The following is a 15,000-nucleotide window of genomic DNA, read 5'->3' as shown; positions in this document are numbered from 1 at the left end:
CGCCAGGAGCTATATATCTAATGTGAGCTTGTCCCGGGGCGACGGCACTGACAGTAGCTGCTGCACCAGCAAAAGCTACCACGACGGCAAGAAATCGAAAAATGATTGTTTTCATAGATTTGTTTGTCGACGCTGATTTTTTTTGATATTAAATTATTGTGTATTTATTTGATGAAAAGATAAATTGATGAGACAAATAGACATTTTGAGAGGTTAGAGAGACTACGTTGGTGATAGTCATTAATTATGGCTTGGTCGCAGGTAGAGAGAAACGAGAGATGGAGCCAAACCAAGACTACATAGAAAGCAACATCGAGCTCATCTAGGTTACTAGTTCTGATATAAATGGGAGAAATATTAAGGTAATTTTATTTATCCAATAATGGTTATTGTTGTTTAGGTGAAGACTGTTTTGAGGTCTGATTTTTAATGAGTGTAATGTCATTTATTTGGTACTTAATCATTCTATCTTCGTATAAAGCATAAATTTTTTCATTTATTATTTTATAGTCTATAAATTCTTTTGAATTGTGCTTAGGTATATAAAAACTGAATTCATATTTTTTTGATGATACATTATATACATCTATTGTTGAATTGTCAATAAAATTTTTCTTGTTTTCATTTTTAGCTAATAGGTTGGATCTTATGTATATGTAATCTCCTGACGTGCAACTTATTCCGTTTACTAATATTTGGGGGGAGCTTAACATGAATTTGCTCTTGTCGCTTACTTTTGAAACTGTGATCGGCGGCGTTTTAAAGGTATCTATGGTATTTAGAATGTATTCGTTTTGTAGCTTTGTGTCGGCAATTAGTATTTCGTTCTTATATGTATATATGTATATTATTTTGTTTTTATCTGTGCTTAATAATATAGTTCCATATACTGAAAATGTTTCATCTGATTTAGTTTTTAGTAAGCCATAACGAAAAGTTAGTTTGGTGTCGGATGAAATATCCAAAAATCCAAGCTGCAAAGCTTTTGATTTGGCACTGTATGACAATAGGGCGAATGTTGAGTCAGTAATTGGTCTGGCTTCGGTAAAAAAAATATTTTTGTCACTCATAAAAGGAGATACTGTATGGTTTTTAAGGTCTCCCCTGAGGATAATAGGCATTGTTCCGTGAGTCATGAAAATATTAGGAGAATCTATAGTTGTTCGGAAGTTTCTAGGTTCAAAGATGCTGTCCAGTCTGGTTGTTTTGAGTTTAATTGTTTTAAATTGTTTTAAGAGATGGTCTATCTGAACAAGCGTAAATGGTTTTTTATAATTACTTAGATAGATACTGTTTTTGTCTACTCCAGAGATGTAATAAAATGCGTTATCTAGATCTATGTGTGAATTGTATTCCAAGTAATTTTTGTTTTTGAAGCTTCGATTGAAGCTTGATGGTGTTAATTCGGTACTCAGTGGCGATGAAACATATAAGGCACAAAATCCAATTGCGACGCATAATGAGATTATTGTCAGTCGCGTTAAACTTTTATTGGCGATCATTGGATGCTAATTTTTGTTAGTTTCTGATTTTCTTTTTTTATAACAGCCATTGCAGCTACGGTAGTAAACGCTGCATTAAATACAAGATGTTCCGACCATCCCATATTGCTCAATATGCCCCCACAGGAGCAAGGTACGTATGGACTTAGAGTCAACATTAAGGCAATGTATACGGTAAATGACAGCATTATGGTAAATGATAGATAGAGACCGACTACGATCGTTCTCGGTATAAGTAGTAGAATAGATATTAGAATTTCGGACCCAGGGACGAGCCATGCCAGTGTTTCGTGGTGATGCATTATAAAAGGGGAGCCGCCGAGCTGCGCTTTAAACGTGCTGTAGTCCATTAGTTTTGAAGTGGCGGCATATATGAATAGCATAGCTAGAGCTATAGCGATGCTTTCTGGTATTTGTATTTTTTTCATAAGTGTTGTAATACAGTTATATTGGCATTGTGTTTAACAAGGGAAACGGTATGCTATCGGGTTTGTAATATTTTAGGAGATAATGTAGCACTCCTCCTGTTCCCGACATCAGGCTTATATGGGGGTTATTTTCATCGCTTGATATCCAGTAGGCGGCGCTTTTGTGTTCTTGCCTTGCGGCTAAAACCAATTTTGTTATTGATTCTATTTCTTCTTTATAAATGTTATTTCCTAACAGGCGCTGAGCCTCCAAATAGACTTCTCCTAATCCGCAAATTCCGTTCGAAAGAGATAGGCTGTTTTGTTGCAGATGACGAGATAAATATGTTAGTACAGAATTAGCAGATTTAAGAATGTCATCATCTTTTATCAGTCTATAACAATATATATAACACAATGCTATGCCTGATATTCCTATGTTGAACCATGGATCTACGTCGTTTGTCTTGTCATTTATGGTCCATAGCCGTATGCCATCTTTCTTTGCGGTTTGGCTATCTATCCACGATAAAGCTCTTTTAATTGAATCTATCGCGCGGGTGGTGGAGATATATTTTATGGAGGATAGTATTGATAATATTATTCCGGAAATGCCTCCCTCTATACCTGTATAAGTTGTGTGGCCGTTGAGGTTCCATGATCCATCTTTTTTCTGCAAGTCGAAAACTCTTTCTATTTTATTCACTAGCATGTTCTCCATTTCATTATCCTGGAATATAGATAGGTAATGACTTATGGCTAGACACTGCCCGGAAATCCCGGTGCTAAGGCTTAGATCGCTTTCATTATTATTGTTGAAACAATTCGCGATGGTCTTTTGAATGTCAGGAGTGTTTGATAAGATATTTAGTTTGACACATTTTGTTAAGCATAATCCTATTCCCGACGTTCCATAGTATAGACCCGATCCGTACTTAGTTTTCGTCTGGCCGATTTGGTTTTTAAGGAATGAATAATTTGCCTTAAAAGTTTTGTTTAAATGGGGAATTTCAAACCCTGCAGACAGGGCATCAGAAATTATGTATAACCCGCCACCGACTCCGTTGAATAGCGATGGATGTGTGTTTATGTTGTTTGTTTTGTTGATCACGCGTGTTGTTTCATTTGAACCGTCAGTTGTCCATAGGCGTTGTAAATTAGTAGATAGGTCGCTGTCGAAGAAATTGAGTCCTTTTGTTATTATTTCTTTAATTTCGTCTTTGTGTATATTTTTTGACGCAACAGAAGGCGCGTTGTGCGAAATAGGTGATAGATCATCTAAATATTTTTGGATAATGTTAGTTATGTCCGACAAATTTGGGCGATAGATGGGATTTGTATCCAAGCATTTTTGAATTATCAGTTCTATTGGTTCAGGTATATCTAGATTATCTAGTTTGGTTTTTATTATTGTTACGGGATGTAAGAACTTAATTGGTTTAAGACTTGAAAAAAAAACAAACATTAATGCGCCGATGCTGTATATATCTTGCGATTTTGAGACAACTTCTGATTCCAGTTGCTCGGGCGCTGTATAGCCCGGTGTGCCGAGACTGAACGGCGAGGATGGGTGGTTATTGGACGTTGGATGTGTACCTTCGAGATCGATCAGTATTATTTGTCCTTTCTTGTTAATCATAAAATTGACAGGCGTGATGTCTCGGTGGACATACCCTAGATTGTGCAGTTTGTTTACGACTTCGAATACATCTAATAAAATTCTGAGTAAGTATTTTTTTTGGCTGGTTTTTAAAGTTGACCAATTTCCTCCATCAAATGTATCTTTGATAACCTTGTCTAATGAACGACCTTTAATGTATTGCATCGCTAGATAACTGTTTCCCGATTCCTGGAATAGTTCGTAAGGTTCAGGTACTGAGATCCTACCATGTAACTTCGTCAAGAGATCGTATTGCCATTTTAGTCGATCAGCTACGTCGCGGTTGTATTTGTCGATGCTTATTTCGTGCCTTGCTTCTTTGACAACTGTTAGTTTTATTGACCATTTTTTTACTTGTATTGTTTTATACACTGAACCCTTCACCGCGTTTTTAATGTCGGATATTATTAAGTACGTGTTGTTTAATATTCGGAGTGATTTGTTCTCAGGCATGGGTGTGCCGATGAATGGCCAAGGAATCCCAGCTGGATAATTAAATGTTGGAAATTTTTTTTGCGAAAATTCAGTAAGTTTAGCCGCTTTTTTTTGTAAAGCGATAGTTTGTTCTTGGGGCATCTCGTCGAGGAGATTGCCATAGGATGTATAGACAGTTCCACCGAGATACGTGTCAGTAGGCACTGCCGGACCTTTGAACGGCGAGGTTAATAGAATTAGATGTTTTGCTAGTTTGTTGGCAATGCTATCAGTTTCTGGGTAAACACAAACTACTTTTCCTATTTTCTCATAGCCTAACTTTCCGTCCAACAGGTGTTGGGCGCTATCGAGGTCACGTATAACTTTGAAAGCGGTCTTTTCTTTCAGTAGGTATGGAATAATTACTCGTAATGCATCTGGTATTTGCGAGCTGGTGACGGAGATGTGGATTATCCACCCTTTTTGATGTTTTGGTGTTCCAATTGTGAGATAATATAAGTCGGCCTCCCTGAACTTAGTGTTTTGCAATCTTAACATGGATCGATAATCTGTTGAAATTGCCCTTGGAACGGATTTACTCTTGATAACTTGCATGTTAATTGGGGTTAATGCTGGTTTTATCGGCACAGCGGCAGTCTATCAAACATAAGCTTGCACAAGTGGAAAAAAGGCCAGATATCTTTGACATAAAGACATTTGTGGAACATTTAGTGGTAGGTGGTCTGGGATTATCTGGATTGTTTTTTAAGTTCTTTATGAGGAATGCCATACTTTTATTTTTTTTCTACTAAAATTCTTATACTATTTGGGGCTAAAAGTGTCTATTAAATGTATAATGGTTTCTTTAGCAAGACTGAAAGGTGGCTTTGTTTGTCTCGAGTTAAATTTTATTTAAATGATATTAGAGCCTATGGGCGCGTTAAAATTTTATTTCTGTATTTGCCTTTATTTTGTTTGCCCTTTTTTGTATTCGCAGTCAATTCCCTCGGCGCCAGTGGTGGGACGGCCAGTCCCAGAGTTTCAACTGGAGGATATTTTTGATTTTGAGACGAAGGCAGCTAAGTCTGCTGATTTTAAAGGAAGATGGCTATTTTTGGATTTCTGGTTTAAGGGGTGTACAAGTTGTATAAAGAGCATGCCTAAGATCAATCAGTTACAGGAACATTTTCGGGATCGTGCTGTATTTATGCTAGTGGGTTTAATGGAGGGGGGTGATAATAGAAGTATAAAAGCATTGTATGGCAAGTTTAAGGACAGACAGAATCTAAACATACCTCATGTCTTTGATACTGCTTTAATAAAGAGATGGGGGATTAAGTCAATGCCTCATATAGTTGTTGTGAATCCAGATGGTGTGGTTAAATTTGTCACCGATGGAAGGGATTTGACAGTTAGTAAAGTTGATAGTTTAATCGGCGGCGCCGATGTAAAATTTTACAAAAAGGATGATTTTAATAATAGCAAAGAAGGTGACGCAGAAAATGGTTTGGTTATTTTTAGATCTAGCCTGACTAAATGGCAGGGCGAGACTCAGGCTATTTACGATGTAGATTCATACGTAAGGTTATTTAAAAAGACTACGCAGCGTAATTATAAGGCCATAATGATCCCGCTTTATGGATTATACAATGAAGCATATGTTGGTCAATTTACATGGATTCGAAGAGATTCATTGTATGATAAGTTTTACCCCAAACCAATACTCGAGGTAAGCGATTCTTCTTTATTTGATTACGATTACAATGTCAATATTGGGAAAGGAATATATAACTATTCATTGATTTTGCCACCGGATCGTATAAATCGCAGTGATATCATGTGTGCTATGCAAAACGATTTGAAAAGGGCTTTTGGGTATGAAACTTTAATTGAATTTCGCGACGTTTCTGTTTGGAAACTAATCGTAGTATCTGAAAGACTTAAAAATAAACTTTTATCTAAGGGAGGAAAACTGTCATATCCGCCAAGTTTTGCCGGTGGATTTAAGCTGAGGAATTACCCAGCGAATGAATTGATTGATATTATATCAAGATACATTAGTGACGAAGAGCCTCCGTATATTGATTTCACTGGTATGAAGGGTAATATTGATATTGCGATTGATGCGGATATGACGGATAGAGAACAAATTCGACGTGAACTCAATAGAAATGGTTTAGATCTAGTGAAAGGAAAAATGAAGATGTGGACTTTGATAATTCGAGATCCTATAAAGAGTAAATAGTCGTCTCTTATAAATGGTTATATTCGATAGGCACATCGGTTATATATATACTATTGGATAGGCATGTGTCTAGGTTGACTAGGAAGTTTAATTATTGAACTGTTTTCGCAGACGCGGTAATGGGGCAGATAGTTGCGTTTGTAATTTGTTCTGGACACATATTTGATTTTGTAGGCCTCGTACGTTTTTTGTTGTCCTTTTCAATAGCATCGTAGACGTCGAGCAACCGATATTGATTGTAGGGCTTTTCCGCGTCGCTGACACTTCGTTGGACGTTGAAGGTAGCGTGCTGCGCGTAGGGCGACAGTTTTACGGTCATGGTTGTGGACGTGATATTGTCGTCTTTGGTGAATGCGGGCAGCATGGTACGCTGCGGCACCCAGCGCGAGGCGCGGGTGAGGCCGTCAAACGCACATTAAGTCGGTCTGAATGAACTAATACGACTCGAACTCATAGGATTTCGGATCCCGAAGTGGGCGTAAGACACGCACCAGAGACGAAGAAGAGAAGCAGAGATAGGTAAACTACAATGCGACTGACTTGGACTGAAATAATACTAACTTTTCATACAAGCCGATGGACCGTGCATACTTTAGGAATTCTGCATTGTTCATTTCATGATCATCGCCATAAACGCCAAAGTAAATTCGCTGTAGGCCCTTCGCCGCGTGAATAGCATCGATGATATGCTTGTCAAACGCGGGATCCAGGGAAAGGCCGAAAATGACCAACGCGCCTTCGACGTTTTGGAGGGCTTGTATACACTTTCGTAAATAGCGATTGTTATCGATCTGATACTTCTTTTTACTGGAATCGCCTTCGGCCACGAAAATGGGGTAGTGCCCCTTTTCGATCGATGCTTTAATAAGCTGTTTTAGCTTGCCTTTTTTGCCATCCCAGGAGAGCTTTATCAGCGATTTGCCCAGGCGCACAATGTGCAAGGCGCCATGGAGAAAATAGATCCTGGACGGACCCTGAAAACCGTTAAAGCACAAGTCACCCTCTATTCTTCGGAAACCGTCATCCCATTTTTCTTTGCCGCTCATGACAAGCCAGTATAAAATGAGATCGTAATTTGTGGTGAATAGATTGGTGAACTTTTCGATGAAGGCGTGCGCGTTTTTCTTTGTCGAATCGTCCATGAAACTTTGGTTTTCCGGATGGTTCTCAGAGATCACGCCGACGAGGATTTTACGAATGGCGTCCCGATCGGCCTGGATCGTTTCATCTAGTTTTTGTTTGTAATTCTCTGTGATCCAAAGGCACTCGTCGTACGCTTTTAGTACTCTTTCGAAGTTTGTTTGGCCTAGCTTTTCAAAAACAGAGATTGCTTCGGGGGTTAGGCCTTTTTCGCGGGCTTTTTGATACAGTGATTTATAGTCGAATATTTGGTCGGCAAACGCCCTGCTGAAGCCATTTCCTACTAGCAGGTTGGTGGTTGCGCTTAGACCGTTCTCTTCGATTTCCTCCAGTACTTGGGGGTAGGTTAAAATTGTCATTCGATTACTCTTGAGTAGGATTGTGTTTGTGACAAGATAGAGTTTTTGGATGTTTTTGTTACGGGCTAAGACGTCTGATCTGTGAAATAGTCACGACTTACAGGTCCGTAGTAATGGACCGACGGCGGGGGTGTGTTGGTTTCGGTGGATGTGTTGGAGATCGTGCTAAGGCGCTTGGACATGCTAGTTGTTTCAGCCGTTGCTGGACGACAATAAGGAGGGGGGCATGAGACCCCCGCCATGCAGCAGGGTCCGAGTCTCCGCCCGGGCTAAGACTCGAACCAGATGTGGTCAGTAGGAAGTGGCCCAGCATTTCCGCGCGACGATTTGATAGGATTGTAGCAGAAAGAGCGATGCATAGGTGTCGTCCATGATGCCGATCAACCCGAATTTCTCCGCTTCCGATCCTCGAAGCTTGCGTACGACCCTCTTCCAAGTATTCAGGCACTAGCTTGACTTAGTAATGAGCGAACGATTCATTCTTAAAAGGCGGGTAAATGTTTGGAGTATTGTGAAGCATGATGATACGCTCTAGGATCCACAGAGATATAAAGAATTGCTCTTACAGGTGACAGTGGGGCTGCTGATTTTGATCAGTTTATCGTTAACTATGTAATAATGCATTCGATTAAGTCGATCTAAAAAAAATAAGATAATAGCCTTTTTTCTTATACCAAGGTTTGATTTTTGCCTCTATATAATACCTCATAGTGTATGGGCCTTGACTAACATCGAATGATAATATGAGAATAATTGGCTTTAACTTTACAAAAAATGATTTCAGATATTGTGTTCTTGACGGACTAGCCACTCCACCGAAAATTCTTGAGAAGAACAAAATAGTTTATCCAAATAGTATGGACACTGCGGATTTGATGGAGTGGTTTGAAACTCAACTCTCTCTAATTATTGACAAACATCAACCGGATCAGCTTGCGCATAAAATATCGTTGAATCTAACATCATTAGACCAAATTAAGACATCCTGTTATCCGCAAGCAATCTTGAACCTACTTGCTAAGAAGAAGAATCGTCCAATAAAGAGCTATTCCTCGCCAGCCATCAATGCGACTAAGTTTGGTCAACCGAAGAAGACGGATGTATTTGCATACATTGACCCAATAATCGGTACACATCCTCCATATTGGGATAAGCCAACAAAAGAGGCGGTATTAGTGGCTTGGTTTAACTTATTGTAAAATGACAGGAACTTCTATCGATAAATTTCAAATCATTGGCCATTTAGGAAGTGGCTTTTTTGGACACGTTTTTTTGTGTTATGACCCATTCTTGCAAAGGGAAATAGCAGTGAAGGTTATTAAAGTTCCTGACCCTGATAGGTTTGTAACCGCAGTTAAGGAGGGTCAGACTTTGGATTTATGTAGACATAAGCATATTGTTGATGTTAAAGATGTTAGGGCAACGCTCTTCAATTCCGAACCCGTCGTAATCATTGGAATGGAGTACTTGGCCAAGGGCTCAATTCAAAAGCATATCGAGAAGCGATTTATTTCGGTGAAAGAGGCATGTAAGATTATACAACAAAGTCTATTGGGGCTTGAGCACGCCCATAACAGCAATGTGTTACATCGCGATGTAAAGCCGGGAAACATTATGTTCGGAGACAACGGTGAGGCGAAACTTTCGGATTTTGGATTGGCAATTAATTATCATTTGGATCCAAGTGATGTGTTAGGCTACAAACCACACCAGCCATTGGAAGTAATCGAAGGGAATCCTATGGACAAGTTAAGCGACATTTATGCCACAGGTGTTACATTTTACAGACTCCTAAACAATACGAACGATCTTCCTTTCAATTTCAAGACAAAGGAAGAATGGTTAACGGCAGTAAAAAAAGACTTATTCCCACCTCGGCAGCATTTGCTTCATATTCCCGCTAATGTTTTAAGGATTCTAAATAAGTCTATTCACAAAGGTAAAGCTACTCGTTTCCAGACTTGTACGACATTTAGGCAGGCTTTGGAAAAGCTTAAGTTCAATATTGACTGGGTTTTCATTGATAGTGACAATTGGACGGGTAATAATAATGGAGATACCTTTTCTCTAAGTAAATATAAGAAAAGAGGCGGTTGGGCAATTGACTATAAGAAGAACGGCGTCCGGAAAAATAGTTATTGCTATGTCAATCTCCCGGATGACCAAGTTGAGATCGAATTTTTTAAAGTGATTAGGGATACCACCATTGCATAATACCTACCTAAACATTATACCTGTATTCCCGGCTTTCTGATACAATGACTTAATCGAATATTTGGTCGCCCTAGTGAATCCGATCCCCAACAGCAGATTGACATTTGCACTCAAACTGTTTTTTCGATTTCCTCCAGTACTTGGGGGTAGGTTAAAATTGTCATTCGATTACGTTTGAATAGGATCGTGTTCGTAACAAGATAGAGTTTTTATGTTTTTGTTGCGGGCTAAAACGTCTGATCTTTGAAATAGTCACGACTTACAGGTCTGTAGTGATGGACCGACGGCGGGGTGGGTTGGTTTCGGTGGAAGGCCTTGAACAAGATACAGGCATCGGTGCGTGCCTCGAATTGTTACGCCCCTTCAGGGCTTATGTATAGTCTGTTGTCTGCCCAGGCCTCCGCTGCCGCTCTGGCCTGGGTTATTGTATTACGCCCCTTCAAGGCTGGCTGGACTTATCTAAACGCCCTTGCATAAGGCATAGAAATCGTCAGCATTTCCCTGGACACGCCAGGTCAACGTCAGGGGTGGAGCATATCTGCAGCATAGCTGCAGTATAGTTGAAGCACCCTATAGGGGCGTTGCCTTATCTATGCTTCAACTGTAGGGGCGAGGATGGTCTAAGGATGCCTCCACTGCGCTTGATCCTCCGGCGTGGCGTCTTGCTCCGGCCGAGGGCCCAGGATACTCCGGGTCAAAGCCACGTATATAGCAAGGATAAAGCATAGATAAAGCATCATTAAAGCATCATTAAAGCACTGATAAGCCACTATATAGTACGCTGCCTTATCCATGCTTTATCTATGCTTTATGTGCGGCTTAAGATCGGCACTACCGCGCTTGATCCTGGGCATATAGGCGGAAGATAATAAAAAAAGCCGCCCTTTCAGGCGGCCTTCCTAAACTTCAAAAACTCGAAAGACCTATTTCTTCTTCAACAGAATTTTCTGGCCGGTGAAATTATGCGCTGCGTTGACAAACGCCACGATGTTGGGCCATTCGTTTTTGGAGGCATAGGTAACGTCGTAGTGTTTATAGGTTTCGATCACCACCTTGCCGTTTTCTTCTTTGGCGGTGCTGGTGAATCCACCCACGGCGTTTTCTACGCGGCTGTTGAGCTTATCGAGGCCCTGCACCTGGTAGCCCTCGGGTATTTCCAGGGTGATGGTGTAGCGAAATGAGCGGGCGTTGTCGAAATAGATGTTTTGGTCGCGGGTCAACTCGGCTTTCTCGATACTGACCTGTCCTTCGATGAGCTTGCCGATGTCGACCAGGTAGTTCGGCCCCGTCTTTTTTACCAGTTCGTCGGTGCCGAAGGTGAATGAGTAGATCATGGCCGGGTCTTTGTCGCTGCGGCCGGTCTGTAGGATGGTGAGGTCGGTCGGATCGTCTGCCTTAAACTCGTAGTCGTCCGCGATCATGTCTTTCAGCGCGTCGGTCTTGGTCTTGCTGCGATTTTGCTGGTAGGCCTGCTGCAGGGCCATGTACTCTTTCTTTTTCTTGGACGGATATTCGTATTCGTAGGCTGCGTACGATTTGTTGTCCTCTTCAATGGCATCATAGACGTCGAGCAAGCGGTATTGATCGTAGGGCTTTTCCACGCCCATGACACTTCGCCGGACGTTGAGGGTGGCGTGCTGCAGGTCGGGCGACAATTTTACAGTCATGGTTGTGCCGTTGACGTTGTCGTCTTTGGTGAAGGCGGGCAGCGTGGTGCGCTGGGGCACCCAGCGCGAGGCTTTGGTCAGGCCGTCGAACGCGTAGGCGTCGGCTCCCTGCAGCGAGGAAGGTATGGCGCCCGGCACGGTGTAGATGGAGTACGGGGAGAAATACAGGAAGTCTTTGCCCTGGCGTACGCGGATGAGGTAGTCCAGCTCGCTTTCAAAGATCACATCGTCGACGCTGGAGATGCGTCGGGCTACGGCCACGACGATGTCGTGGGGGATGTCCTCGTCTTTCAGAAAGGTGGAAAACGATGCGATAAAATTCATCTCACGCTCGGTGGGAAGGTTCTCGTTTTGTAGCGTGAGCGTTTCGCTTTTGCCCAGCAATTCATGGCGGTTGTAGTAGTAGCCGGCCTTCGCCACCGAGAAATTATCGGTAGGGCCTTTATAGTTCTTTTTAAGATACTTGTTGGCCGTGTTGTAGGCATAGAGCGCCGACATTTTCAGCATGGTATTGGAAACCTCGGCCAGCTCGTCGGCCGTTACCTTGCTTTTTACTTCGCCCTGCTCACCCAGCAATACGTCGTAGCTGTTTATACCCTTGTTGGAGGCATAGGCTGCGCGGAATTTAACGGTGGGCACGTCGCGGTTGGGATAGAGCCATTTCATTTCGGCTATGCCGTCGCGGTCGCCGTCTTCCAGGCTGTAATACTGTTCATCTTTTTCTTCGTCCGTCACGAGCTTCAGCTCGGGCGCGCCGTTGATCGAGCGCAGGTTGATGTAGCAGCGGCGCTGTACTTTGAATTGCAGCTTTTGTTTCATGACCGGATACTCCTGCCGCAGGTTGTGGATGATGGGATCGAAGAATTCAATCAACGACGTGATCAGCCTTTCCTCTTCCTCGCAGATATAGTAATCCAGGATGTCGCCGGGCTCCAGGTTGGGGATGGCAATCTTTTTATAGGCGTATCCATCCGAACCTTTCCGCTCCATCGTTACGGCGGTGGCGGGGTCTACTATAATTTCCCGGCCATTGGGCTTGATGACTTTAAAGCCCACGTAGACACGGGCGCGGCCCTTGTCGCCGGATTTAAAGCTGATCTCGGCGTACTCATTGACGGCGTTTTTGTCGTTCAGCCGGATGCGGTAGTGGTTGTATTGATTGATGTTGAGGAGCGCGGCCATGGCTTGCTTGCGGTACTCAAACCGGTTCAACCGGGCGATGATGACGGCCGATTTGTCTTTCCATTTGTCGGGGATCACCACGACTTTGAAATCTTTGTCGGAAGAGCTCCACATTTCCTGTTTCAGTTCATCGGTGCGGTCGGCGGCCAGCAGGGGGCCGGTGGTGGTGACGAGGCAGAGCAACAGGCAGGTTGCCACGCGTACGATATTGTTCATAAAGGAGATTAGTTCTTTTTGGTTAATACAACCTGGTCGTTGTAGACTTCATTCAGCTCCTGGATGGCGGCATTCCAGGTGGCGAAGTCGGATTTTTTAATGCGGCCGTGGTTGATGATGATCTGGTTGGTATACATCAGCTCGGACCCTTTTTGCTCAAAACTTACCAGGATGGAGAAGTCGTCGTTGCTTTTCCGCAGGCCTTTGGGAAGATGTGTGACGGTGTAGCCGTCGGGCACCTTCAGTTTTTTGGTGACTTTGGTGTTAATCTTGCGGTTGAAGTAATAATCGGACAGACGCTCGTCTTCCATTTTGAGGTTTTTGAAGGCTTTGTTCCAGTCCACGTCGATGTACAGCTCGTTGTCGAATCGCGTTACCTTGTTGGTGAGCCCGTAGGTATATTTTATCTCCATGGCCTTTTCGCGGTCGATGGGCGGTGTATTGGTGACCTTTACCTGGTCCACATTGGTATAGTCGGGTACGACCAGGTTGTCGAACAGCTTGTGTTTGTCCTCCTGGCGGATGTTGGTAGACATGTACAGGATATTCTTTTTTGATTCGCCGTGGATGGTCATGGCTCCCTGGCCCCGGAGGAGGTCGCCTTCCAGCAGGAGACTCTCTTCCTGCAAGATCAGGTTTTGGTCGGCGCCGGACACGGGCACTTTTTTAACGATGAACTTGTCGCCGTTTTCAATGAGCATTTCCTTGCCCTGGATGCGCTCGCCGTGCATGCCGAGGGCTATGTATTTTTCGGTGGCGTCGAGAATGTATTGTTTGTCGCCGACGGTGACGGTGCAGATCATGTGGTTGTCGACGGCCAGCGAGGGCACTTCGTAACTATAGGGAATGCGGTTGGTGCCGATCCAGGTGATGCGTGCATCGAACCCGGCGATTTTCAGCATTTCCTTGGTGAGGTTGGCCATGCCTTTGCAGTCGCCGTAGCGGTTGTTGTATACATTCTGGGCGGCGTCGGGTTTGAGGCCGGCGATGCCGTCTTCAAAGGCGATGTATTTGATGTTATCCTGAACCCAATAGTAGATGGCTTTGATTTTGTCTTCGGGGGTTTTGGCGGTGGCGGTGAGGCGGGCCACTTCCGCTTTCATGGGCGCCTGATCGTTCTTCACCTCTTTGACGAGGCTGGCGTACCATTTATACAAGTCGTCTACGGAGGCGATGACGTTGGTTTTTACGTTGCTGGCGGTGAAGTCTTTGCTGATGACCACCAGGTGGGGGTAATTATGCAGCGGGCCCAGCGAGTGAGACTCACTTTTCAAGGCTTTCAGGTTTTTAGCCGTGTAGCGGTATATTTTGCGGGAGCCGTCGGGCGTGACGGTGCGGGTGATGTTGTGGCCATCGAAATTCTTCTCGATGAATTCCACGGTGGCGCTGGCGGGGATGCTGAAGGTTATGGTGCGTTCTTCGACGGGAAGGTCGTCGTGAAAGAAGATTTTGGTGAGGTATCGTGTGTCGGTATAGGTCTGGCGTGAGGTGAACGTGACCTCGGTGCCGGGCGAGAGTAAAAAAAACTTGTAGGCGCAGACTTTGGCGTCGGAATAGAAGATATCCTCTACCTCGTAGTTGCCACAGGTTTTCGAAACGGGCAGGCTTTTGCCGGACGTGTAGCGCAGCTCGGTTTCGCCGACGGTGATGTTGTCGTTGTAGAACACGGGGCGGTTATAGTCGACGCTGCCGTCGAGGGCGATGATGTCGAGCTGCTCGCGGAGTGTGGCCTGCAGGGTACTGTTGCGGATGTCGAAGGTATACTCCGACTGATAGCCGTACAGGGCCAATTTGGCGTCTTTGAATTTGGCGCGCAGGGCGGCGGCCCGTTCGGCATTGGTGTTCTTCTGGGCGGTTGCCAGGGCCGGCAGTAGCAGCAGCATGGCAACCAGCAGGGCGGCGTTTTTGCCGGCGATGTGTAAGCGGTTGATGGAGAGGTGCATTGGAGCGTTTACACAACAAGTATACAGCGTTGTTTTTACTCTAAAAATGCA

General features: G+C 43.6%; 10 protein-coding genes. 3 read left to right on the top strand and 7 right to left on the bottom strand.

What is annotated here, in order from left to right; genetic code table 11:
• Positions 1-386 precede the first annotated feature (386 nt).
• Genes K7P01_RS30775 through K7P01_RS30770 form a run of 3 tightly spaced genes read right to left on the bottom strand, consistent with a single transcriptional unit; the run spans position 387 to position 4,598 of the window.
• Positions 387-1,502, bottom strand: a complete 1,116-nt coding sequence (locus K7P01_RS30775) for a hypothetical protein (RefSeq protein ID WP_267298443.1) — start codon at positions 1,500-1,502, stop codon at positions 387-389.
• On the bottom strand, positions 1,499-1,930 hold the full coding sequence (locus tag K7P01_RS32240) for a MauE/DoxX family redox-associated membrane protein (protein WP_397311154.1): 432 nt from the start codon (positions 1,928-1,930) through the stop codon (positions 1,499-1,501). The genes K7P01_RS30775 and K7P01_RS32240 overlap by 4 nt, the downstream gene beginning before the upstream one ends.
• Positions 1,931-1,946: 16 nt before the next feature.
• On the bottom strand, positions 1,947-4,598 hold the full coding sequence (locus K7P01_RS30770; RefSeq protein WP_267298442.1) for a lanthionine synthetase LanC family protein: 2,652 nt from the start codon (positions 4,596-4,598) through the stop codon (positions 1,947-1,949).
• A gap of 301 nt (positions 4,599-4,899) precedes the next feature.
• On the opposite strand from K7P01_RS30770, the gene K7P01_RS30765 reads away from it, so the two are divergent.
• Complete coding sequence (locus K7P01_RS30765; protein ID WP_267298441.1) at positions 4,900-6,228, top strand: TlpA family protein disulfide reductase; 1,329 nt, start codon at positions 4,900-4,902, stop codon at positions 6,226-6,228.
• Positions 6,229-6,319: 91 nt separating this feature from the next.
• Here K7P01_RS30765 and K7P01_RS30760 read toward each other — a convergent pair whose 3' ends face one another.
• Positions 6,320-6,592: a hypothetical protein gene (locus tag K7P01_RS30760; protein WP_267298440.1), complete on the bottom strand. Its 273-nt coding sequence runs from the start codon at positions 6,590-6,592 to the stop codon at positions 6,320-6,322.
• A 160-nt stretch (positions 6,593-6,752) separates the two neighbouring features.
• Positions 6,753-7,727 carry a DUF4917 family protein gene (locus K7P01_RS30755; protein WP_267298439.1) on the bottom strand — a complete coding sequence of 325 codons (975 nt, stop codon included), beginning with the start codon at positions 7,725-7,727 and terminating at the stop codon, positions 6,753-6,755.
• Between the two features lie 743 nt (positions 7,728-8,470).
• On the opposite strand from K7P01_RS30755, the gene K7P01_RS30750 reads away from it, so the two are divergent.
• Positions 8,471-8,926 (top strand): hypothetical protein, encoded by a 456-nt coding sequence (locus K7P01_RS30750; protein ID WP_267298438.1) that lies wholly within the window; start codon positions 8,471-8,473, stop codon positions 8,924-8,926.
• A 1-nt stretch (position 8,927) separates the two neighbouring features.
• Entirely contained in the window at positions 8,928-9,941 is a 1,014-nt protein-coding gene (locus tag K7P01_RS30745; protein WP_267298437.1) for a serine/threonine-protein kinase, read from the top strand.
• A gap of 923 nt (positions 9,942-10,864) precedes the next feature.
• Here the strand turns inward: K7P01_RS30745 and K7P01_RS30740 are convergent.
• Both K7P01_RS30740 and K7P01_RS30735 read right to left on the bottom strand, forming a co-directional pair.
• Entirely contained in the window at positions 10,865-13,006 is a 2,142-nt protein-coding gene (locus tag K7P01_RS30740; protein WP_267298436.1) for a DUF3857 domain-containing protein, read from the bottom strand.
• An 8-nt stretch (positions 13,007-13,014) separates the two neighbouring features.
• Entirely contained in the window at positions 13,015-14,949 is a 1,935-nt protein-coding gene (locus K7P01_RS30735; RefSeq protein WP_267298435.1) for a transglutaminase-like domain-containing protein, read from the bottom strand.
• Positions 14,950-15,000 lie beyond the last annotated feature (51 nt).

Origin of the sequence: Parachryseolinea silvisoli, assembly GCF_021190955.1 — a bacterium.
Taxonomy (GTDB): domain Bacteria; phylum Bacteroidota; class Bacteroidia; order Cytophagales; family Cyclobacteriaceae; genus Ohtaekwangia; species Ohtaekwangia silvisoli.
The sequence above is the reverse complement of the archived record's forward strand: the minus strand, read 5'-3'. Positions and strand labels throughout refer to the sequence as shown.